Annotated in this window: 24 protein-coding genes; 3 read left to right on the top strand and 21 right to left on the bottom strand. The window is 47.6% G+C overall.

Translation table 11 applies throughout. From position 1 onward, the window contains the following. The 21 genes from atpD to L4D76_RS17505 all read right to left on the bottom strand — a co-directional run bounded on the left by atpD (position 1) and on the right by L4D76_RS17505 (position 18,380). Positions 1-1,407 (bottom strand): F0F1 ATP synthase subunit beta, encoded by a 1,407-nt coding sequence (atpD, locus tag L4D76_RS17605; RefSeq protein ID WP_428442192.1) that lies wholly within the window; start codon positions 1,405-1,407, stop codon positions 1-3. 32 nt (positions 1,408-1,439) lie between these two features. After that, positions 1,440-2,306, bottom strand: a complete 867-nt coding sequence (gene atpG / locus L4D76_RS17600) for a F0F1 ATP synthase subunit gamma (protein WP_428442191.1) — start codon at positions 2,304-2,306, stop codon at positions 1,440-1,442. A 44-nt stretch (positions 2,307-2,350) separates the two neighbouring features. After that, positions 2,351-3,892: a F0F1 ATP synthase subunit alpha gene (atpA, locus tag L4D76_RS17595; RefSeq protein ID WP_428442190.1), complete on the bottom strand. Its 1,542-nt coding sequence runs from the start codon at positions 3,890-3,892 to the stop codon at positions 2,351-2,353. A gap of 15 nt (positions 3,893-3,907) precedes the next feature. After that, positions 3,908-4,441 carry a F0F1 ATP synthase subunit delta gene (gene atpH, locus L4D76_RS17590; protein WP_428442189.1) on the bottom strand — a complete coding sequence of 178 codons (534 nt, stop codon included), beginning with the start codon at positions 4,439-4,441 and terminating at the stop codon, positions 3,908-3,910. A 16-nt stretch (positions 4,442-4,457) separates the two neighbouring features. Then, the gene (gene atpF / locus L4D76_RS17585) at positions 4,458-4,928 is read right to left on the bottom strand and encodes a F0F1 ATP synthase subunit B (RefSeq protein ID WP_428442188.1); all 471 of its coding nucleotides are present in this window, start codon (positions 4,926-4,928) and stop codon (positions 4,458-4,460) included. A gap of 68 nt (positions 4,929-4,996) precedes the next feature. Further along, positions 4,997-5,254 (bottom strand): F0F1 ATP synthase subunit C, encoded by a 258-nt coding sequence (gene atpE, locus L4D76_RS17580; protein ID WP_107285083.1) that lies wholly within the window; start codon positions 5,252-5,254, stop codon positions 4,997-4,999. Between the two features lie 70 nt (positions 5,255-5,324). After that, positions 5,325-6,113 (bottom strand): F0F1 ATP synthase subunit A, encoded by a 789-nt coding sequence (gene atpB, locus L4D76_RS17575; RefSeq protein WP_428442187.1) that lies wholly within the window; start codon positions 6,111-6,113, stop codon positions 5,325-5,327. A gap of 8 nt (positions 6,114-6,121) precedes the next feature. Further along, positions 6,122-6,511: a F0F1 ATP synthase subunit I gene (locus L4D76_RS17570; RefSeq protein ID WP_428442186.1), complete on the bottom strand. Its 390-nt coding sequence runs from the start codon at positions 6,509-6,511 to the stop codon at positions 6,122-6,124. Between the two features lie 178 nt (positions 6,512-6,689). Beyond that, positions 6,690-7,577: a ParB/RepB/Spo0J family partition protein gene (locus tag L4D76_RS17565; protein ID WP_428442226.1), complete on the bottom strand. Its 888-nt coding sequence runs from the start codon at positions 7,575-7,577 to the stop codon at positions 6,690-6,692. 15 nt (positions 7,578-7,592) lie between these two features. Continuing rightward, positions 7,593-8,387 carry a ParA family protein gene (locus L4D76_RS17560; protein WP_428442185.1) on the bottom strand — a complete coding sequence of 265 codons (795 nt, stop codon included), beginning with the start codon at positions 8,385-8,387 and terminating at the stop codon, positions 7,593-7,595. 16 nt (positions 8,388-8,403) lie between these two features. Then, positions 8,404-9,024, bottom strand: a complete 621-nt coding sequence (rsmG, locus tag L4D76_RS17555; RefSeq protein ID WP_428442184.1) for a 16S rRNA (guanine(527)-N(7))-methyltransferase RsmG — start codon at positions 9,022-9,024, stop codon at positions 8,404-8,406. Between the two features lie 9 nt (positions 9,025-9,033). Further along, entirely contained in the window at positions 9,034-10,923 is a 1,890-nt protein-coding gene (gene mnmG, locus L4D76_RS17550; protein ID WP_428442183.1) for a tRNA uridine-5-carboxymethylaminomethyl(34) synthesis enzyme MnmG, read from the bottom strand. A 427-nt stretch (positions 10,924-11,350) separates the two neighbouring features. Beyond that, positions 11,351-11,797 (bottom strand): FMN-binding protein MioC, encoded by a 447-nt coding sequence (gene mioC / locus L4D76_RS17545; protein WP_428442182.1) that lies wholly within the window; start codon positions 11,795-11,797, stop codon positions 11,351-11,353. A 155-nt stretch (positions 11,798-11,952) separates the two neighbouring features. Next, a complete protein-coding gene (gene mnmE, locus L4D76_RS17540; RefSeq protein ID WP_428442181.1) occupies positions 11,953-13,320 on the bottom strand; it encodes a tRNA uridine-5-carboxymethylaminomethyl(34) synthesis GTPase MnmE in 1,368 nt (455 codons plus the stop codon). Between the two features lie 246 nt (positions 13,321-13,566). Then, entirely contained in the window at positions 13,567-15,183 is a 1,617-nt protein-coding gene (gene yidC, locus L4D76_RS17535) for a membrane protein insertase YidC (RefSeq protein ID WP_428442180.1), read from the bottom strand. 2 nt (positions 15,184-15,185) lie between these two features. Then, entirely contained in the window at positions 15,186-15,443 is a 258-nt protein-coding gene (gene yidD / locus L4D76_RS17530) for a membrane protein insertion efficiency factor YidD (RefSeq protein WP_107285073.1), read from the bottom strand. Continuing rightward, positions 15,410-15,766, bottom strand: coding sequence for a ribonuclease P protein component (gene rnpA, locus L4D76_RS17525; RefSeq protein ID WP_428442179.1), 357 nt, complete (start codon positions 15,764-15,766; stop codon positions 15,410-15,412). The genes yidD and rnpA overlap by 34 nt, the downstream gene beginning before the upstream one ends. Positions 15,767-15,778: 12 nt before the next feature. Beyond that, entirely contained in the window at positions 15,779-15,913 is a 135-nt protein-coding gene (gene rpmH / locus L4D76_RS17520) for a 50S ribosomal protein L34 (protein ID WP_045037224.1), read from the bottom strand. 150 nt (positions 15,914-16,063) lie between these two features. Further along, the gene (locus L4D76_RS17515) at positions 16,064-16,834 is read right to left on the bottom strand and encodes an amino acid ABC transporter ATP-binding protein (RefSeq protein WP_428442178.1); all 771 of its coding nucleotides are present in this window, start codon (positions 16,832-16,834) and stop codon (positions 16,064-16,066) included. Beyond that, positions 16,831-17,502: an amino acid ABC transporter permease gene (locus L4D76_RS17510; RefSeq protein ID WP_428442177.1), complete on the bottom strand. Its 672-nt coding sequence runs from the start codon at positions 17,500-17,502 to the stop codon at positions 16,831-16,833. The genes L4D76_RS17515 and L4D76_RS17510 overlap by 4 nt, the downstream gene beginning before the upstream one ends. Positions 17,503-17,624: 122 nt before the next feature. Next, complete coding sequence (locus tag L4D76_RS17505; protein WP_428442176.1) at positions 17,625-18,380, bottom strand: amino acid ABC transporter substrate-binding protein; 756 nt, start codon at positions 18,378-18,380, stop codon at positions 17,625-17,627. A 461-nt stretch (positions 18,381-18,841) separates the two neighbouring features. Between L4D76_RS17505 and dnaA the strand changes: the two genes are divergently transcribed. From dnaA to recF, 3 genes are read left to right on the top strand one after another with little or no spacing between them, the layout of a single operon-like run. Beyond that, positions 18,842-20,242 (top strand): chromosomal replication initiator protein DnaA, encoded by a 1,401-nt coding sequence (gene dnaA, locus L4D76_RS17500; RefSeq protein ID WP_428442175.1) that lies wholly within the window; start codon positions 18,842-18,844, stop codon positions 20,240-20,242. A 1-nt stretch (position 20,243) separates the two neighbouring features. Then, positions 20,244-21,344 carry a DNA polymerase III subunit beta gene (dnaN, locus tag L4D76_RS17495; RefSeq protein WP_428442174.1) on the top strand — a complete coding sequence of 367 codons (1,101 nt, stop codon included), beginning with the start codon at positions 20,244-20,246 and terminating at the stop codon, positions 21,342-21,344. Between the two features lie 3 nt (positions 21,345-21,347). Continuing rightward, positions 21,348-22,427: a DNA replication/repair protein RecF gene (gene recF, locus L4D76_RS17490; RefSeq protein ID WP_428442173.1), complete on the top strand. Its 1,080-nt coding sequence runs from the start codon at positions 21,348-21,350 to the stop codon at positions 22,425-22,427. Positions 22,428-22,443: the final 16 nt, after the last annotated feature.

Here is a 22,443-nt window from a genome sequence, read left to right as displayed (position 1 = left end):
TTAAAGCTTCTTCGCGTTTTCCAACACGTCTTCAATCGCACCGCAGTACATAAATGCCTGCTCTGGGATGTCGTCGTATTCGCCAGCAAGGATACCATTGAAGCTACGTAGCGTGTCTTTCAGTGATACGTAGATACCTGGAGACCCCGTAAAGACTTCAGCAACGTGGTAAGGCTGAGTTAGGAAACGCTCAATCTTACGTGCACGGGATACGGCTTGCTTATCTTCTTCAGACAGCTCGTCCATACCCAGGATTGCAATGATGTCTTTCAGCTCTTTATAACGTTGCAGAAGGCTCTGAACGCCACGAGCTGTGTCATAGTGCTCCTGACCAACAACCAGAGGATCCAGCATACGAGATGTGGAATCCAATGGGTCGATCGCCGGGTACAGACCCAGTGAAGCAATTTGACGAGAAAGTACAACTGTCGCATCCAAGTGAGCAAACGTCGTTGCTGGTGACGGATCCGTCAAGTCATCGGCTGGTACGTATACCGCCTGAACAGAAGTGATAGAACCGCTCTTCGTTGACGTGATACGTTCCTGAAGTACACCCATCTCTTCAGCCAGTGTTGGCTGGTAACCTACCGCTGACGGCATACGACCCAGTAGAGCCGAAACCTCTGTACCCGCAAGGGTATAACGGTAGATGTTATCGATGAACAGCAGTACGTCACGACCTTCGTCACGGAAACGCTCAGCCATTGTCAAACCAGTCAGGGCAACACGCAGACGGTTTCCTGGTGGCTCGTTCATCTGGCCGTAAACCATTGCTACTTTCGATTCTTCAGGTTTTTCGATGTTAACAACACCGGCTTCCTGCATTTCGAAGTAGAAATCGTTACCTTCACGAGTACGCTCACCAACACCAGCAAATACTGATAGGCCAGAGTGCTGAAGGGCGATGTTGTTGATCAGTTCCATCATGTTGACGGTTTTACCAACACCCGCACCACCGAACAGACCGATTTTACCACCCTTAGCGAATGGACAAATCAGGTCGATAACTTTTACGCCGGTTTCTAGCAGCTCAGTTACATTCGACTGTTCTTCATAGCTTGGTGCTTCACGGTGAATCGCATAACGCTCTTCTTCACCGATGTCACCACACTCATCAATTGGCTGGCCCAGAACGTTCATGATACGCCCTAGTGTTGCAGTACCAACTGGAACTTCAATTGGGCGGCCTGTATTTTCAACAGACAAACCACGACGTAAGCCATCAGAAGTACCCATTGCGATACCACGAACAACACCGCCACCTAGCTGCTGCTGAACTTCCAGTACTAATGTACCGTTCTCTTTCGCATCAACTTGTAGGGCATCGTATACTTTTGGCACAGAGTCCTGCGGAAACTCTACGTCGACTACCGCACCGATGATCTGTACGATCTTACCTGTAGCCATCGTTAATCCTCTAAACTTATTAATTCTTCGCCTTAAACAGCAGACGCACCAGAAACGATTTCTGACAATTCTTGGGTAATCGCAGCCTGACGGGCTTTGTTATACACCAGCTGTAGATCGTTAATTATATCTCCAGCGTTATCTGTTGCCGATTTCATCGCAACCATTCGAGCCGCTTGCTCACTGGCAAGGTTCTCGACCACACCCTGATACACCTGGGATTCAGCATAGCGAATCAGCAAGGTATCAAGCAGGGGCTTAGGCTCAGGCTCATAAATATAGTCCCAAGAATGATTGCGCTGCATTGCTTCGTCTTCTGATCTAGGCAAAGGTAGCAATTGATCAATCACTGGTTCCTGAACCATGGTGTTTACAAATTTGTTGTAAACCAGGTACAGGCGATCCAATAGGCCTTCATCATATTTCTTCAGCATCACGCCAACGGTACCGATGAGCTCGTTAACGGTTGGGGCATCACCCAAACCAGAAACCTGAGCAATCACGTTACCGCCGTAGGTGTTAAAGAATGCTGTTGCTTTAGCGCCAACTAGCGCCATATCAACTTCTGCACCTTGTTCTGACCAACCTTGAATGTCTGTCATCGCTTGTTTAAACAAGTTAATGTTCAAACCGCCACACAAACCACGGTCAGAAGAAACAATGATGTAACCTACACGCTTGGCTTCACGCACCTCAAGATAAGGATGCTTATACTCGAGGTTACCAAGGGCGATATGACCGATCACCTTACGCATAGTTTGTGCATATGGACGAGATGATTCCATCGCATCTTGCGTTTTACGCATTTTCGATGCGGCAACCATTTCCATCGCTTTGGTGATCTTCTGTGTGTTTTGCACACTGCCGATCTTGTTACGAATCTCTTTTGCGCTGGCCATCGTTACTCTCCGTTAGTAGGTGATCGCAAGCGATCACCAACCAATTACCAAGTCTGGGTAGCTTTGAAATCGTCAACCAGTTTTACAAACTGAGCTTCAATTTCACCGTTCCACGCACCCGTTTCATCAATCTGAGATACTAGCTCAGCAAATTGACCTTTGGCATATGAAAGCAACGAAGCTTCGAAATCAGCAAGCTTCGATAGCTCAACGTCAATCAAATAGCCTCTTTCAGCAGCAAAAATCACCACAGCCTGCTCAAACACAGACATTGGCGCATACTGCTTCTGCTTCATCAGTTCCGTCACTTTCTGACCGTGATCAAGCTGTTTCTTGGTTGCTTCATCAAGGTCAGACGAGAACTGTGCGAAAGCCGCTAGTTCACGGTACTGTGCAAGCGCGGTACGAATACCACCAGACAGTTTCTTGATGATCTTGGTTTGAGCTGCACCACCAACACGCGATACAGAAATACCAGGGTCAACAGCAGGACGAATACCGGCGTTGAATAGCTCTGTCTGCAGGAAGATCTGACCATCAGTGATGGAGATTACGTTAGTCGGTACGAATGCCGATACGTCACCTGCCTGCGTTTCGATAATTGGAAGCGCTGTCAGGGAGCCGGTCTTACCTTTCACTTCACCATTAGTGAATTTTTCTACGTAGCTCTCGCTTACACGAGAGGCACGCTCTAGAAGGCGAGAGTGCAAGTAGAAAACATCACCAGGGTATGCTTCACGGCCTGGTGGACGCTTAAGCAGTAGCGAGATCTGACGGTAAGCAACAGCTTGCTTAGACAGGTCATCGTATATGATCAGCGCATCTTCACCGCGGTCACGGAAATATTCACCCATTGCACAACCTGCGTATGGCGCAAGGTACTGCAGTGCCGCCGCTTCAGAAGCGGATGCCACAACAACAACGGTGTTTTCCAGCGCACCGTGCTCTTCCAGCTTACGAACTACGTTAGCGATAGTCGACGCTTTCTGACCGATAGCAACATAAACAGAGTAAATACCAGAATTTTTCTGGTTGATGATCGCATCGATCGCCATCGCTGTTTTACCAGTCTGGCGGTCACCGATGATCAGCTCACGCTGGCCACGGCCGATAGGGATCATCGCATCAACCGATTTGTAGCCCGTTTGAACCGGCTGATCGACAGATTTACGATCGATAACGCCCGGCGCAATCACTTCAACAGGAGAGAATGTCTCTGTTTCAATTGGACCTTTACCATCAATAGGCTCACCTAGCGTGTTAACAACACGGCCAAGTAACGCAGGGCCTACCGGTACTTCAAGAATACGACCAGTACCTGTCACTTTCATGCCTTCCTGAAGGTTGGCATAAGGGCCCATTACAACAGCACCAACCGAGTCACGCTCAAGGTTAAGTGCCAGTGCAAAACAGCCACCAGGTAGTTCAATCATTTCACCTTGCATTACGTCAGCAAGGCCATGGATACGAATAATACCGTCGCTTACAGAAACGATAGTACCTTCATTGCGCGCTTCACTTACAACGTTGAATTTTTCAATACGTTGTTTGATCAGTGCGCTAATTTCCGTGGAATTAAGTTGCATGCTCCAATTCCCCAATCAAGACAGCAAAGTATCGCTCAGGCGGGTTAATTTACCGCGTACTGAGTTATCGATTACCAGGTCTCCAGCTCTAATTACAACCCCAGCTATCAGGGTCTCGTCTACACTGCAATTCAGCTTAACTTTACGTTCAAGACGCAACTCTAGCTTCTCACTGATAGCGGCAAGTTGACTATCATCTAAAGTCACCGCAGAAATCACGCTGGCTTCGATAGTTTTTTCATGTTCATTTTTCAGGAACAAGAACTCGTCACTGACATCAGGGAGCGCTTCAAGGCGTCCATTTTCAGCCATTACTTTTATTAAGTTCAGACCGAACTCGTTGAGTTGCTCGCCGCATACTGAAACAAAAATTTCAGTGAGCTTGTCAGCAGAAAAACCACTGTGCAAGATATCCTGCATAGTTTCATTTTTTACTACTTCACTCGCAAAGGTCAGCATTTCCGCCCATTGGGCTAGCTCACCATTCTCAACCGCAAAATCAAATGCTGCTTTAGCGTAGGGGCGTGCGATGGTAGTCATATCCGACATGTGCTTGCCCCTTTAATTACAGTTCTGCAGTGACTTTGTTAAGAAGATCTGCGTGAGCGTCTTTATCAATCGTACGCTCAAGGATTTTCTCAGCACCAATCACAGCTAGAGTTGCAACTTGTTTTCTTAACTCATCACGAGCACGGTTGCGCTCTGATTCAATTTCAGCAAGGCCTTGCGCAAGAATTTTCTCACGCTCAGCTTGAGCTTCCGCTTTTGCTTCATCGACGATCTGAGCTTTACGCTTGTTCGCTTGCTCAATGAGCTCGGTCGCAGCGTGTTTTGCTTCTTTCAATTGATCAGAAGCATTAGCTTGAGCTAGGTTCAGGTCTTTGGCAGCGCGATCTGCAGCTGCCAAACCGTCGGCAATTTTAGCCTGACGTTCTTCAATCGCTTCCATCAATGGTGGCCATACATATTTCATGCAGAACACGACAAATAGGAAAAATGCGATAGCCTGACCCAGCAAAGTTGCATTCATATTCACAACGCATCTCCTTAAAAAGGGTTGCTATGGGTCCATTTGCTATTGTTTATTAAAGCCGCTAGGGGTTATTAACCAGCTAGTTGACCAACAAATGGGTTTGCAAATGTGAATAGTAGTGCGATTACGATACCGATCATTGGAACCGCATCAAGCAGACCTGCAATGATGAACATCTTAACTTGCAGCATTGGTGCCATTTCAGGCTGGCGAGCAGCAGATTCAAGGAATTTACCACCAAGAAGTGCGAAGCCGATCGCTGTACCAAGGGAAGCAAGACCTACAATGATGCCCACGGCAATTGCAGAAAAGCTTAGTAAAGTTTCCATCACTATCTCCAGTTTATAGTTGTCGGCTAAAGTGCCAGTAAAAATTGAAAAAATATGTTACGAATAATCGTTAATGATTGTCTTCATGTGCCTGAGACAGGTACACAATAGTCAACATCATAAACACAAATGCTTGAATCGTAATGATCAGAACGTGGAAGATTGCCCACGGTACTGAAGCTAGCCATTGTGCCCACCACGGCATGAGTGCCGCGATTAGAATAAACACCACCTCACCGGCAAACATGTTACCGAACAGACGCATACCCAATGAAATAGGCTTCGCAAGTAGCGATACCACTTCAAGAAGCAGGTTAAACGGGATCATGATCGGGTGATTGAACGGGTGCAAAGCCAGTTCTTTAGCAAAACCACCAAGGCCTTTCACTTTGATGCTGTAATAGATCATCAAAGCAAATACACCCAGTGCCATTGCCATGGTGATGTTAACATCTGCTGTTGGTACAACCTTAAGATAAGGAATACCTAGACCATGTTCTGCGGCATACGGAATAAAATCAATGGGCACTAAGTCCATGATGTTCATCAGCATAATCCAACAGAAAATAGTCAGTGCCAACGGAGCTATCAGCGGATTGCGGCCATGAAAGGTTTCTTTAACGCTGTTATCAACGAATTCAACCATAATTTCCGCAAAGCACTGTAACTTACTTGGAACTCCTGATGTCGCCTTTTTCGCTACGGAATGGAATACCCATAAAAAGGCAAGACCAGTCATCACAGAGAAAAACAAGCTATCGATATGTACCGTCCAGAAGCCACCATCACCCACTGTCAAATTTGTCAGGTGGTGAGTAATGTAGCTTGACGGCGTTAGCGCTTCACCTGGCGCACTCATAACTCATCCTATTTGTTGTTGTTAATGAATAAAACCGGCCCAAAGATATTAATACCGAGAGCCAGCAAATAGGTCAGTTTGAGGGGAACAAGTTCCACCTCTATATACAGGTAAACAATGACAAATAGGATGACTGTGATGAGGATTTTCAGCACTTCTCCACCAAAAAATGAAGCCATCACCAGTCGCGCCTTGCGGGCACCACTGAAGAGAAAAGCACACATGGCAAAGACAGCATTGGCTATCACAAAGATGCCGCCACCGATTAATGCCGAGATTCCCCAGTCAACACTGACAGCAAAGACTGCCATTAATGCCGTTGTTAAAACGACGCCAGATTGTAGTAACAGCAACCGCTTCGCCAATTGGCGTCCCGGTCTTACTAGCGCCGATACCATGTATTCGTTCCTCGAGTCCATTCCACTACACGATTGTTGTGCTGGGAAAACTGCGAAAATTATACGGCTCATTAGATTGAATGCAATCTAATCGCAGCAAATAAATGTGTTAGATTTTACAACACTATAACTTGATCACGTGATTGTAAATTTTGCAACAAAACCCGCACGTTTAAGGTCACATTTCCCGACCGAAGATTGCAAGGATTTGCTGTAATTTGTGCGACTCGTCAAAGTTGATAACGATTTTACCTTTACCATTTCTCTGTTGATTAATCGCCACCTGGGTGCCTAACTGTTCACTCAGGCTATTTTCTAACGCCTCGACCTTAGGGTCGATCGTTGCGACTTTAGGTTCAGCCGCAGGTGTCTGCATTTTTTTTACCAGCTTTTCGGTATCACGAACCGTCAATAACTTATTGACGACTATTTGGGCCGTTTCTACCTGTAAGGTCGCGTCCAACGCGAGCAAAGCACGAGCGTGCCCCATTTCCAGCTGGCGTTTTTCCAACATTCGCTTAACCGCAGCTTCAAGCTGATTCAGACGGAGCAAATTCGACACCGTCGTACGGGATTTGCCAACCGCTTCAGCGACCTGCTGATGCGTTAGCGAAAATTCATTTTGCAGACGCTCCAGGGCTTGTGCTTCCTCAATCGCATTGAGATCTTCACGCTGAATATTCTCAATTAACGCAATCGCCACCGCGGCGCGATCATCAACAACCTTAATAATACAGGGGACTTTCTGAAGGCCAGCTTGACGAGAAGCCCGCCAGCGACGCTCACCTGCAATGATCTCATACTGTTGCTGCGCAACTTCACGCACCACAATCGGCTGAATAACGCCTTGTGCCCGGATCGAATCACTTAACTCCGACAGTGCTTCATCAGACATATTTTTTCGAGGCTGATACTGACCAGGCTGGAGCCGGTGGATTGGCAAATCCTTAAGCATGCCATCTGCCGACAGAGATTGTGCCTTTTCGGCTATTTGTTGTTTAGCCTGTGCAACCGAACTGGTTGCCAGCAGCGCATCAAGGCCCTTACCCAGGCCTCGTTTACTTATGTTCATGTTCAACCCTTATGCATTTACGGTGTCGGCGTCACGTTCCATTTCGTCACGGCGGATCATTTCACCGGCCAAAGCAAGGTAAGCCTTAGCGCCACTCGAATATTTATCGTAGTACATGGCAGGACGGCCATGGCTTGGCGCCTCGGCCAAACGGACATTACGAGGGATCACGGTGCGATATACTTTTTCACCAAAGTGTTTTTTAAGCTGCTGAGAGACTTCATTCGCCAGTCGGTTACGAGGATCAAACATCGTACGGAGCAGACCTTCAATTTTAAGATCGGCATTCACAACGGCGGTCAGTTTGCTGATGGTATCCATCAATGCAGTTAAGCCTTCCAGCGCAAAATATTCGCACTGCATAGGGACAAGCACAGAATTTGCTGCTGTCATGGCGTTAATTGTAAGTAGGTTTAAGGCCGGAGGACAATCGATAAAGATGAAATCATAGTTATCACGAACCAACTCTAACGCATTGCGTAAGCGTACCTCGCGGGCAAACACTTCCATCAGCTTGATTTCGGCAGCCGTGACATCACCATTGGCGGCAATAAGATGGTAGCCGCCAGTGGTGTCTGTGATCACGACGTCGTTAAACGGGGTTTCTTCGACCAGAAGCTCATATGCCGTAGCATCCACCTGATATTTATCGACACCACTGGCCATGGTGGAGTTACCTTGCGGATCTAAGTCTATGACTAAGACTTTTCTCTGCGTCGCAGCCAGCGATGCGGCTAAATTGACGCAAGTGGTGGTTTTACCCACGCCTCCTTTCTGATTGGCTACAGCTATGACTTTTCCCACGAAAAAACCTCATCAATTAATCCTTTGACGTCAAGGTTACTAAATGACGCTCCCCTTCTAACTCAGGGACTTGCAAAGATTGGACCTCAGTCACAGAACACCATTGAGGTAATTCTGCCACTTCCTGTTGACTGAACTGACCTTTCAAGGCCAGAAAATGTCCATCTGCAGCCGGCAGATGGCGGCACCATGACACCATATCGTTCATCGAAGCAAATGCCCGGCTGATCACGCCATCAAACCCCAGTTCCGGCTGAAAATCCTCAACCCGGCTTTGTACAGGGGTAACATTGGCAATTTTCAGCTCATGGATCACCTGGCGAATAAATCGAATACGCTTGCCTAAACTATCAAGCAGAGTAAACGTTTTATCGGGACACATAATGGCCAGCGGTATACCTGGCAATCCCGGCCCCGTGCCGACATCGATGAAATTATCACCCTTAAGGTAAGCACTCACGACGATACTGTCCATGATATGTTTCACTAACATATCGCGAGGATCACGAACGGACGTTAGATTATACGCCTTATTCCATTTATGAAGCAGTTCAACATAACCTACAAGTTGCTGAATTTGTTGTTCTGTGACTTGCAATTCAGTTTGCGCGATTAGTTGTTCCAAACGTTGTTTCACTGGTGACTCCTATTCGCCTTTTTTCAGCATGCCTTGTTTTTTCAGATAAACCAGCAGTATTGAAATGGCTGCCGGGGTAATACCAGAGATACGGGAAGCCATACCAATGGTTTCTGGTTTCGCATCATTGAGTTTTGAAATCACTTCATTTGACAGGCCTTTCACCACGCTGTAATCCAGATCAAAGGGTAGCTTAGTCTTCTCATGGCGCAGGGATTTCTCAACTTCATCTTTCTGGCGATCAATGTAACCCTGATATTTCACCTGAATTTCAACTTGTTCGCAGGCCTGGCGGTCTTCATGTGCCGGAGCAAATGTTTCGATCGTGACCAATTGCTCATAGGTCACTTCCGGTCGGCGCAGAAGATCTTCACCGTTGGCTTCACGCACGATCGGCGTTTTAAGGATCTTATTCAACGATTCCGCTTGATCCGATGTCGGATTGATCCAAATCTCTTTCAGGCGCTGACGTTCCTGCTCCATATTTTCAATCTTCTGATTGAAACGGGCCCAGCGCGCATCATCAACCAGACCAAATTCACGGCCCACTTCGGTTAAGCGTATATCTGCATTATCTTCACGTAGCAACAAACGGTATTCGGCACGGGAAGTAAACATACGGTACGGTTCTTTGGTTCCCATGGTGGACAGATCATCAATCAATACGCCCATATACGCCTGATCGCGACGAGGACTCCAGCCCTCTTTGTCTTGTGCCAGTAGGGCCGCGTTCATTCCTGCCAGTAAGCCTTGAGCCGCCGCTTCTTCATAACCGGTGGTACCGTTGATCTGACCGGCAAAGAACAAACCTTGAATAAATTTGGTTTCAAAGGTCTGTTTCAGATCGCGCGGATCAAAGAAATCATATTCAATCGCATAACCCGGACGCACGATATGGGCATTCTCAAAGCCTTGCATCGAGCGGACAATCTGCATCTGGACATCGAACGGTAAGCTGGTGGAAATACCATTTGGATACAGTTCGTGCGTTGTCAGGCCTTCTGGCTCAATGAAAATCTGATGGCTGTTTTTATCCGCAAAGCGCATCACCTTGTCTTCAATCGACGGGCAGTAACGCGGACCGATCCCCTCAATCACCCCTGAATACATAGGACTGCGATCGAGGTTATTACGGATCACTTCATGGGTTTTTTCATTAGTATGAGTGATAAAACACGGGAGCTGACGTGGATGATCCGAGGCTTTACCCATGAATGAGAATGTCGGGGTTGGATTATCCCCATGCTGAGTCTGCAACTGGCTGAAATCTACAGTACGGGCGTCAATGCGCGGTGGTGTACCGGTTTTCAGACGATCAATCCGGAAAGGTAATTCGCGCAGACGGTTTGCCAACGCGATCGACGGTGGATCCCCGGCACGGCCGCCATTGTAATTTTCCAGACCGATGTGGATCTTTCCGCCAAGGAAGGTACCGACCGTTAGCACGACAGCTTTGGCGCGGAATTTCAGTCCCATTTCCGTCACAACGCCCACGACACGATCATGTTCCACGATCAAGTCGATAACAGCCTGCTGAAACAACATTAAATTTGGCTGATTTTCTAGTACATCACGTACTGCGGCTTTGTACAGCGCACGATCTGCCTGAGCACGGGTTGCACGAACAGCAGGGCCTTTTGATGAGTTCAGGGTTCTGAACTGGATCCCGCCTTTGTCGGTCGCTTTAGCCATCAAACCGCCGAGGGCATCGACTTCTTTCACCAGGTGTCCTTTCCCGATCCCGCCAATGGCAGGGTTACAAGACATTTGACCTAACGTATCGATGTTATGGGTCAAAAGTAAGGTTTTTTGTCCCATTCTGGCAGCGGCTAATGCGGCTTCAGTACCGGCATGACCACCACCGACCACGATGACATCAAAATTTTCCTGGTAAAACATTAAACTACCTCAGGTATTCAAACAGCCAGTGAGTTATCTACGAGCGAAGGCCGATCATTCTATCCTTTTTCTGATGAAGAGAGAATCTTTCGTGAAGATCATTTGATCAACCAAAAGGGCGTCTTTAAATATATATAAGATCTTTTAGAGAGATCTTCTATTAGATCTATTATTAGGATCGCACGATCGTGTGGATAAGCGATAAATGATCCTAATGATCATGCTGTTAGAGAGGATCATTTGCTGTGGAGCAGCTTGGATCTTAGTGAGGATTAGCTGGGGTTAAAAAGGGCACTTATCAACAGGGGAGAGGAAGGTAATAAGTTATTCAATGGATAACTATGGGTTGATCACCGTTTAGATCTATAGTTATCCACAGAAAAAAGTTTCAAATGGCCCTTAAAATGGGGTAATTAAGGGGTTAAATTTATCCACAAATGTGTTTTTTCCAGCTTAACAACCAACTTTCAGCCGGGTCTTCCGGTACGGAGTGTTGTGAAACATCGATATCTAGACGCTCACCTAACCGGGTTGCACCGAGTGATTGAAGCTGCTCGTCGATGGCTTTACCTGCCGCGCAGAACGTATCGTAGCTGCTGTCACCTAAGCTAATAACCCCGTACTTCAGCGATGATAAATCGGGTTGTTGTTCGCTTAGTTGCTTGATAAAAGGCTGGATATTATCAGGGAAATCCCCGGCACCATGGGTTGAGCAGACAATCAGCCAGATAGTGTCGGTGGTGAGAGCCGCTAAATCGGCCCGATAGGTGACTTCTGTGCCGTGGCCATCCTGCTCCAGCAGTTCCGCCAAGTGATCGGCAACGTATTCTGCACCGCCTAAGGTGCTGCCTGTGATTAAGGTAATGTTGCTCATACTGTCCTCAGTATCAGAAAGAATTACCTTGATTGTACTGCTTCATGAAGGAGATAAAAGTGACTAAATGTAAGGAATCACAGAGAAGAAAGAGGAGGATAGAAAAATCCACAGGACAAGAAATGTCCTGTGGATGCGATCGTATTCGGATCGTTTTATTTACCGATACAGAATGAAGTAAAGATCCTGCCGAGAAGATCATCCGATGAAAATTCACCGGTGATCTCACTTAAATGTTGCTGAGCCAGGCGAAGCTCTTCTGCCAGGATCTCACCGGCCATAAAGCTTTCTAGCTGATCCTTTCCTATTTCGAGGTGCTGAGCGGCTTGTTCCAGCGCTTCAAGGTGACGGCGACGGGCCATAAAGCCGCCCTCAGTGGTGCCAGCGAAGCCCATGCACTCTTTCAAGTGTTCACGTAAGTCATCGATGCCCTCGCCCGTACGGGCCGACAGGCGAACCAGGGTGGGGTTGTTGACGTGGCAAATTCCTGCGTCTTCTCCGGTGAGTTCCACTTTATTGCGGATCACGGTTAATCCCATACTGTCTGGCAGGCGTTCAACAAAGTCAGGCCAGATCTCTTTCGGGTCGGTTGCATCGGTGGTGGTACCGTCAACCATGAACAGTACGCGGTCAGCTTGCTGGATCTCTTCCCAGGCCCGTTCAATCCCGATCCGTTCAACTTCATCCGACGCTTCACGCAGGCCGGCAGTATCGATGATGTGCAGTGGCATACCATCGATGTGAATATGTTCGCGCAGCACGTCACGGGTGGTCCCGGCAATATCGGTCACAATAGCGGACTCTTTGCCGGACAGCGCATTCAGCAGGCTCGATTTACCGGCATTGGGGCGGCCGGCGATGACGACTTTCATCCCTTCACGGATAATTGAACCCTGGTTAGCCTCGCGGCGTACGGCTTCAAGAGAGGCCATGATGCCATTCAAATCATTACTGACTTTACCGTCTGATAAGAAGTCGATCTCTTCTTCGGGAAAATCGATAGCGGCTTCAACAAAAATACGCAGGTGGATCAGTGCTTCCACCAGCTCGTTGACCTTGGTCGAGAACGCGCCCTGAAGCGATTTAAAGGCACTTTTGGCCGCTTCCTCTGAACTGGCATCAATCAGATCGGCAATCGCCTCTGCCTGAGCGAGATCGAGCTTATCATTCATGAATGCCCGCTCAGAGAATTCTCCCGGACGAGCGGGACGAATACCGTCCAGCTTGAGGATACGCCTGATCATCATATCCATCAGTACCGGTCCGCCATGTCCTTGCAGTTCCAGGACATCTTCACCGGTAAAGGAATTTGGCCCCTTAAAGAATAAAGCGATGCCCTGATCCAGTGCGCTGCCGTCTTCATTTTTAAAAGGGAGATATTCTGCATAACGGGTTTTAAGTTCACGGCCGGCAACCGCGAGTGCGACATCTTTGGCTTTCGGGCCCGAGACGCGAATAATGCCTACACCACCACGGCCTGGCGGTGTGGCTTGAGCAACAATGGTATCAGTCTGTTCGATCATAACTTTGGCTTAGCTTTAAAAATTCGCTGCAATTGTATACCCAAACCAGGCCAAGATGCAGAGTTCAGCGAGAATTCAGTGGTTTTAGTCGAGGTTGCCATTGGAGTGAATAGGGGGACTAGTTAGATAATGAGTATATAGAGAGTAGAAGGAAAAACGCTTCGAGTGCAATTTTTTGATTATAGCGGACATTAAAAAGGCGGCCAGAAGGCCGCCTTTGGGTAACAGAGCGAGTCACAGGGTTAACTATGACTTACTGTGTAGACCTTTCTTTTCCAGTGAACGGTAAATCAGTGTTTGCTGGATCAGGGTAACCACGTTCGATACCAGCCAGTAAAGGACCAGACCGGACGGGAAGAACAGGAAGAAGAACGTGAACATGACAGGCATGAACGTCATGATCTTCTGCTGCATTGGATCGGTGACTGTCGACGGGCTCATCTTCTGGATCATGAACATCGACGCACCCATCAGGATCGGCAAGATATAGTATGGGTCTTGTGCTGACAGATCATGGATCCAACCGAAGAACGGTGAATGACGTAGTTCAACCGATTCCATCAGTGACCAGTACAAGGCGATGAAAATTGGCATCTGCAGAAGGATTGGCAGACAGCCACCCAACGGGTTTACCTTCTCTTTCTTGTACAGCTCCATCATTTCTTGGCTCATACGCTGGCGGTCGTCGCCCAGACGCTCTCGCATTGCTGCCAGCTTAGGCTGAAGCATGCGCATTTTTGCCATCGAGGTGTACTGTGCTTTAGTCAGCGGGTACATCGCACCACGAACGATAAACGTCAGCGTCATGATTGCGATACCCCAGTTACCGACTAGACCCTGAATGAAGGACAACAGTTTATGTAGCGGGCTTGCGATAAACCATAACCAGCCATAATCTACGGTCAGGTTCAGGTTAGCAGCTGTCGCTTCCATTTCTTTTTGCAGTTTCGGACCAACCCAGAGTGTTGATTTCACTGTTTGCTCACTGCCGGCAGCAATCGTCGTCGTTGGCAGACGGACACCGATATAGCCCTGGCCATTGCTAGCGCGGGTGAACAGGTTCGATGTTTCTTCTGAACGTGGGATCCACGCCGATACAAAGTAGTGTTGCAGCATTGCTGCCCAGCCATTAGCCGTTGTCATGTTCAGGTTTTTATCCTGCATGTCATCGAAGCTGTATTTTTTGTAGTTGGTATCGTCTGTTGAATAGGCGCCACCGCGGTAGGTAGGCATGGTCAGGCTACCGCCGTCGTCCATCAGATTTTGCTTCAGTTGAGCGTACATCTGGACACTTGCTGCGGCGTCTGACTGGTTATTGATGGTGTATTCAACGTCAACGGCGTAGTTGTTACGCGTAAGCACGAATGTTTTGGTGTAGGTAATGCCATTTTTAACAAATGTCATTGGTACACGAAGTTCGTCCTGGCCATCAGCCAGGTTGAATTCTTTTGCCTCAACCGTCAGCTGAGCACGGCCCGCTGTGGTATCAATACCATTGGCACCGATCAGGCCTGATTGGGCAATATAACTATGACCTTGCTCGTTTTGCAGCAGCACGAAAGGCTGCTCAGAATCAAGTTCGTCATCGTAAGCCAGTAGCTTTGCTTCGATGACATCACCACCAAGCGTATCGACAGTAAGAGCCAGTACATCTGTATTGATAGTGATTAGGTCGTTGGAGCTGCTTTGCTCCGGAATTGGCTGGCCATCACCGGAATGTGAAGGGACATCACCACTATTGTTAACTTGTTGCTCTACACCCTGGCCTTGCGGCTGTGGGCTGTTGTCCATATTCCACTGTTGGAACAGCAGGAACGAGACAAACAGTAGGGCAATTAACAGAATATTGCGTTGGGAATCCATCGTTAATGATCTCTGTCGTTATGCTTGGTTGGCGGAACGGGGTCGTAACCACCGTTGTTTAAAGGATGACATCTTAATAGACGTTTCGCCGCGAACCAACAACCTTTTATCGCTCCATGCGCTTTTATTGCTTCAATTGCGTACTGAGAACATGTAGGGGTAAATCGACAGCGTGGTCCAATGAGTGGACTTATTGTCAGTTGGTAAAGGCGGACCAGTCGTATGACTAGCCACGCGAAGGGCGAGACAGGCGATGCCATAATTTATCTAACAACTTAAATAACTCTTCGTTGCTCAGCTCACTGGCACTTTTCTTGGCTATCACCACAAAATCGTTGGCTGGCAGATCATGTTGCTTGAGACGGAAACTTTCGCGCACGATGCGTTTGAATTGGTTTCTGCCGACAGCAGTTTTGATCTGTTTCTTGGGAACAGCCAGACCGAGGCGAGGGTGATTGAGATCGTTTGGACGAGCAAGAATAGTTAAATGAGGAGAGCCAGCACGGTGAGCTTGCTGGAAGACTTTTTTATAATGATCGGGAGTTAACAAACGTAACTCCCGATAGAAGGCTAGCTTATTCAAAATAATCAGAGATTACTTAGAAAGACGCTTACGGCCTTTTGCACGACGTGCATTGATTGTTGCGCGACCGTTCTTAGTTGCCATGCGAGCACGGAAGCCGTGGTTACGCTTGCGCTTCAGAACAGAAGGTTGAAAAGTGCGTTTCATGGTTTTACCTTAAATTAACTGATCAGTTTTTAAGTTTGTTACTTAGTGTCGGATGTAAAACACCCTCTACCTCAAACAAAGAGGCGGAATTGTAATCACTGACCGTTAAAGAGTCAATAATTATGCCCATATCGTGACATGGGCGGTGAATTATACGTTTTGTGAGCCAGAGCGCAAGGATCCTTCGCTGATCCCGACTTGATTCAGGAATTTTTTTAATCGAGGATCGTGCGGATTAGTGAAGATCTGCTCCGGTTTCCCTTGCTCGACAAACTCGCCATCGGCCATAAAGATCACCCGATCAGCGACTTCACGGGCAAATTGCATCTCATGAGTGACCACCAGCATGGTCTGATGACGAGTAGCGAGCTTCTGCATCAGAGTCAGTACTTCACCGACCCATTCCGGATCTAACGCCGATGTCGGCTCATCAAACAGTAACAGTTCGGCTTCTAAGGCCATTGCCCGGCCAATACCGACCCGCTGCTGTTGACCGCCTGAGAGGGCTGACGGGTAGGCATCGCCTCTGTCGCCTAAGCCAATGTCGTCGAGAATTTGCTGGGCTCGTGCATAAGCCTCTTCTTTTTTCCAGCCTTTAACCGTGATCAGCCCTTCAGCGATATTCTGCCGGGCGGTTAAATGGGCAAAAAGAGAATAATTCTGGAAGACAAAGCCGGTTTTACGGCGCAATGCTAAAATGTCTGCTTTTGTTGCCTGTGGGCTATTGACGGCGACATCATCAATCTTGATGTGCCCCAAATCGGCGGTTTCAAGGAAGTTAATGCAGCGGAGCAGAGTGGATTTGCCGGTGCCTGACGGGCCGATCACCACCACAATCTCACCTTTATTGATCTCTAAATCCAGGTTGGAAAAGATGGTGGTTTCACCAAAGCGTTTGGTTAGGTTGTTTATTTTGATCATCGTACATACGCCTTGTTGAGTTTGGCTTCTGCCCAGTACTGCACGCGGGTTAGTATCACGACCATCACCCAGTAAATCAGGGCAACAGCCAGGAAAGCCTCAAAGAATTTAAAACTGGAAGAGGCTTCCATTTGCGCTCTGGCCATAATTTCGGTTACGCCCAGGGTAAAAGCCAGTGAGGTCGATTTAATCATGTCGATGAAATAGTTCATCAGTGACGGTAAGGCGATCCGGGTTGCCTGGGGTAAAATAATCCGTCGCATCGCCTGCATTTCCGTCATGCCGATCGATAAGCTGGCTTCCATCTGGCTGCGATCGACACCAATAATGGCGGCGCGAATACTTTCCGCTTTATAAGCGGCAAAGTGCAGGCTCAGGCCGATCACGGCAGCACTGAAGGCATCGAGACCAACAAATACCGGAAAGACCTGGGGCAGGCCGTAATACAACAAAAAAAGCTGAACCAGCAGTGGTGTTCCGCGAAAGAAACTGATGTAAAGCTGACTGAGCTGATTGAGTACCGGCACTTTATAAACCCGGATCAGAGCCAGAGCGACGGCGAGTACCAGTGCAAAGACTAATCCCCATGCCGCCATGGCGAGCGTGGTACCTAGATATTTCAGTAAGATCGGCACCAGGGATAGCATGTAGTTAAAATCGAAACCCATAATGGATGCTTATTCCGTTCGTTGTTGTCGTTGCAGAGACACAAAAACTCACCAAGTGGTGAGTCTTTGTCAATATAAGGTAAATGCTTACTAACGTGCGAGCTTTTACTTAATTATATCTGTTATTTGGTGATATCTGCATCAAACCATTTGATAGAGATATCTGTCAGCGTACCGTCTTCACGCATTGCGGTTAGGGCTTTGTTCACTTCGTCACGGAGTGTTTCACCTTTTTCACCTTTGACGAAAGGCCAGGCGTTTTCGATGGTTTCAAACGGAGTACCGGCAAGTTGCAGTGGCAAGTTTGCTTTTTTGATCAATTCGACCGAAGAGAGGCGATCCATGACAAAGGCATCGGTACGTCCCAGCGCAACATCATGCTCAATACCTGTGTCGTAGGTTTTGATGTTAATTTTGCCGTCTTTATCCAGCTCTCGTAGCAGTTGTTCATAGTTTGAACCTAAGTTAACCCCAACAGTTTTGCCTGCCAGATCGGCAGTGCTGCTGATATCGGTATTACCTTTGCGTACTACCAACTGGGCACCATCAATAACATACGGCTGTGCAAACAAGTACTTAGCCTGACGCTTAGGTGTGATGGTGATTTGGTTTGATATCGTATCAATCCGGCCGGTTTCTAGCAGACCAAACAAACCGGAGAAGCTTGCTGTTACAAATTCAACGTTATAGTCATTACGTTTGCTGATTTCATTCCACAGATCGACTTCAAAGCCTTTCAGCTCATCTTGTTCTACAAAGGTGAAAGGAAAATAGCGCCCGGACATGCCGACTTTCACGTCTGTCGCTGCCATGGCTGTTTGGCTGGCTGCAATCGTTAGTGCTACTGCTGTGAATGTTGTCTTTATCCAGCTTTTCATTCGGTCTACTCCGTGGCTGACTGTGATGATTCTCTATTTACGTCATCCTACTTGGTTATATCTGTTTTTTTTAAATAACTTGGAGTTATTTGACATAACAAATAGTTTTATCAGTGTTTTCCTTTTTGCTCCTTCACGTCATTGTTTCACCGCCTTGCTTTTAATATAGGCCACTTCTATCTGCTCTTTAACGATATCGTCGTGAGTTAAACTGTTACCGATATAAGCTGAGATATTATGCATATTGTTTTGTATTTAAGGGGTTAGGATCCGAACGATTGTTAACAGAATTGTGGGTAAGGGCTGATAAAATTGTGCTGATCTCGGGGTTGCTTGTGCGATCACTGTGAATAAGTCTGATCTTATTCACTGGATCTGCGATCTCTTTGCTGGTGATCCGGAGCCAGCAGGTATAACATTGTTTCCCTTTTTGTGTTTTGTTATTCAGTGTGGAGTCGAACTTGTCATCTTCGCTATGGTTGCAGTGCCTTCAACGCCTTCAGGAAGAACTCCCTGCAACAGAATTCAGCATGTGGATTCGACCCCTACAGGCAGAGTTAAACGATAATTCGTTGACCCTGTTTGCACCTAACCGTTTTGTGCTTGATTGGGTACGGGATAAGTACCTTAATAATATCAACCGCCTGCTCAATGAGTTTTGTGGCAATGATATGCCGATTTTGCGTTTTGAGGTTGGCAGTCGTCGGGTCGTCGCGCCCCCGCCTCAGCCCGTTGCTGCACCTGTTGCCGTGTCACCAGCACCGATTGTGCGTGATGAGCCGCCTTCGCGTTCATGGGAGCCTGCACCTTCACCGGTACAGCCGGAATCGAAGTCGGGTTACCGTTCGAATGTGAATCCAAAGCACAATTTTAATAATTTTGTGGAAGGTAAATCGAACCAGCTGGGTCTGGCGGCTTGTCGTCAGGTCTCTGATAACCCAGGGGCGGCCTATAACCCGCTGTTCCTGTATGGTGGCACTGGTCTGGGCAAAACGCACTTACTGCACGCTGTGGGTAATGCGATTGCTAAGCGTAAACCCAATGCGCGTGTGGTGTACATGCACTCTGAGCGTTTCGTGCAAGACATGGTCAAAGCGCTGCAAAACAATGCGATTGAAGAATTTAAGCGTTATTACCGCAGTGTTGATGCATTGCTCATTGATGACATCCAATTCTTTGCCAATAAAGAGCGTTCGCAGGAAGAGTTTTTCCACACCTTTAATGCGTTGCTTGAAGGCAATCAGCAGATCATTCTGACTTCTGACCGCTACCCGCGCGAGATCAACGGGGTAGAAGATCGTTTGAAATCACGTTTCGGTTGGGGATTAACCGTCGCGATTGAACCGCCGGAGCTGGAAACCCGAGTCGCGATTCTGATGAAGAAAGCGGAAAATCATAATATCCGCCTGCCTGATGAAGTGGCGTTCTTTATTGCAAAACGTCTGCGCTCTAATGTCCGTGAGCTGGAAGGGGCATTAAACCGCGTTATCGCCAATGCCAACTTCACCGGACGGGCTATTACGATCGATTTCGTGCGAGAAGCATTGCGTGACTTGTTAGCGCTGCAGGAAAAACTGGTAACGATTGATAATATTCAGAAGACCGTTGCCGAATACTATAAAATAAAGATGGCTGATATGCTGTCGAAGCGTCGTTCCCGCTCTGTGGCGCGCCCGCGTCAGATGGCGATGGCCCTGGCAAAAGAATTAACCAACCACAGTCTTCCGGAAATCGGTGATGCTTTTGGTGGTCGTGACCATACCACTGTCTTACATGCCTGTCGTAAAATCGTACAGTTGCGTGAAGAAAGCCATGATATAAAAGAAGATTATTCAAACCTAATAAGAACATTGTCGTCTTGATATGAAATTTACCGTTGAACGCGAACATTTATTAAAGCCCCTGCAGCAGGTTTCTGGTGCACTGGGTGGCCGGCCTTCTCTGCCGATCCTGGGAAATATTCTGCTTCAGGTAGAATCCGGTTGTCTGTCGATGACGGGAACCGACCTGGAAGTGGAGCTGATTGCGAAGCTGACTCTTGAAGCGGACTTCGAGCCGGGGGCGGTGACAGTCCCGTCGCGTAAATTTCTTGATATCTGTCGTGGCCTGCCTGATGGTGCCAACATTGCGGTGTCGTTGGAAGGAGACCGCGTACTTATCCGTTCTGGTCGTAGCCGTTATTCGCTGTCGACGTTACCGGCGACAGATTTCCCAAATATCGATGACTGGCAGAGCGAGGTTGAATTTACCTTACCTCAGGGTCGTATGCGTCAGCTGATCGACAGTACTCAGTTTTCGATGGCGCATCAGGATGTACGTTATTACCTGAACGGTATGTTATTTGAAACTGAAGGCACGCACTTGCGCTCAGTGGCTACCGATGGCCACCGTATGGCGGTGTGTGCGATCGATTTAGCGCAAGAGCTAGCCTCTAAGCAAATCATCGTGCCGCGAAAAGGGGTACTGGAGCTGGTTCGCTTATTGGATAATGCCGACGCGATGGTTGATATTCAGATTGGTAACTCGAACATTCGTGCCACAGTAAATAACTTTGTCTTCACTTCTAAACTGATCGATGGTCGTTTTCCTGATTACCGCCGGGTATTGCCGCAGAACAGTAATAAATTTGTTGAAGCAAGCTGCGATGAATTGCGTAAAGCCTTTGCCCGCGCGGCGATTTTGTCGAATGAGAAATTCCGTGGCGTGCGGGTTAATATCTCTAACGGTGAAATGCGCATTACCGCCAATAATCCCGAGCAGGAAGAAGCGGAAGAGTTTGTTGATGTAAATTATCAGGGTGATGATTTGGAAATTGGCTTTAATGTTAGTTATGTACTTGATGTGCTTAATACGTTGAAGTGTGAGCAAGTTCGTCTCTCGTTAACGGATGCGAATGCCAGTGCCTTGGTCGAAGACTGTGCTAACGATGAAGCAATGTATGTTGTGATGCCAATCAGATTATAAGGCATGGCACTTACCCGTTTAATCATCAAAGATTTTCGAAATATTGAAGCTTGTGACTTAACCTTGTCGGCAAGCTTTAATTTTTTGGTTGGAGCGAATGGCAGCGGAAAAACCAGTGTATTGGAAGCCATTCATTATCTGGGCCACGGGCGTTCGTTTCGCAGCCACCTTACCAGTCGCGTGATCCGTCATGAACAACATGAATTGTTTATCCATGGCCGGGTTCAGACCGACAATAATTTAGAACTTCCTCTTGGCATTAATAAAAAGCGAGACGGTACCACGGAAGTTAAAGTTGCCGGTGAAAGTGGCCAGAAACTGGCACAGCTGGCACAAGTTCTACCGCTGCAGTTGATCACCCCTGAAGGGTTTGAATTGTTGATCGGCGGGCCGAAATATCGCCGTGCATTTATTGATTGGGGTGTTTTTCATGTCGAACCTCAGTTTTATAATGCCTGGAGCCGGATAAAACGCCTGACCAAGCAGCGCAATGCGTTGTTAAAAACGGCCCGTAGTTATCGTGAACTCAGTTACTGGGATCAGGAGCTGGCGACGCTGGCCGAAGAGATCAGCGTATGGCGTGACCGCTATTTAGAAGCGGTAAAACAGAAAGCGGCTGAAATCTGTCAGGGCTTTTTGCCTGAATATGATCTCCAGCTGGCTTATTATCGTGGCTGGGAAAAAGAAACACCCTATGCTGAGCTGTTAAAGCGTAATTTTGAACGTGATTGTCAGCTCGGCTATACCGCAAGCGGCCCTCATAAAGCTGATTTGCGAATGAAGGTTGCCGGTACGCCTGTTGAAGATGTGTTGTCCCGAGGGCAGCTGAAATTAATGGTGTGTGCGCTACGTTTAGCGCAGGGGCTCCATTTAACAGAAGCGACCGGCAAGCAGTGTATTTACCTTATTGATGATTTTGCCTCCGAGCTGGATAGCCATCGGCGTGCGCTGTTAGCGCAACGGTTAAAAGAAACCAACGCCCAGGTTTTCATTAGTGCGATCAGCGATGAGCAAATCGCGGAAATGCATGATGAAAATGGCAAGATGTTTCATGTGGAACACGGTAAAATAACCGCAGGATAATTTAAGCGAGAGTAAC

It is taken from the genome of Photobacterium sagamiensis (genome assembly GCF_050337085.1).
Lineage (GTDB): Bacteria > Pseudomonadota > Gammaproteobacteria > Enterobacterales > Vibrionaceae > Photobacterium > Photobacterium sagamiensis.
The sequence above is the reverse complement of the archived record's forward strand: the minus strand, read 5'-3'. Positions and strand labels throughout refer to the sequence as shown.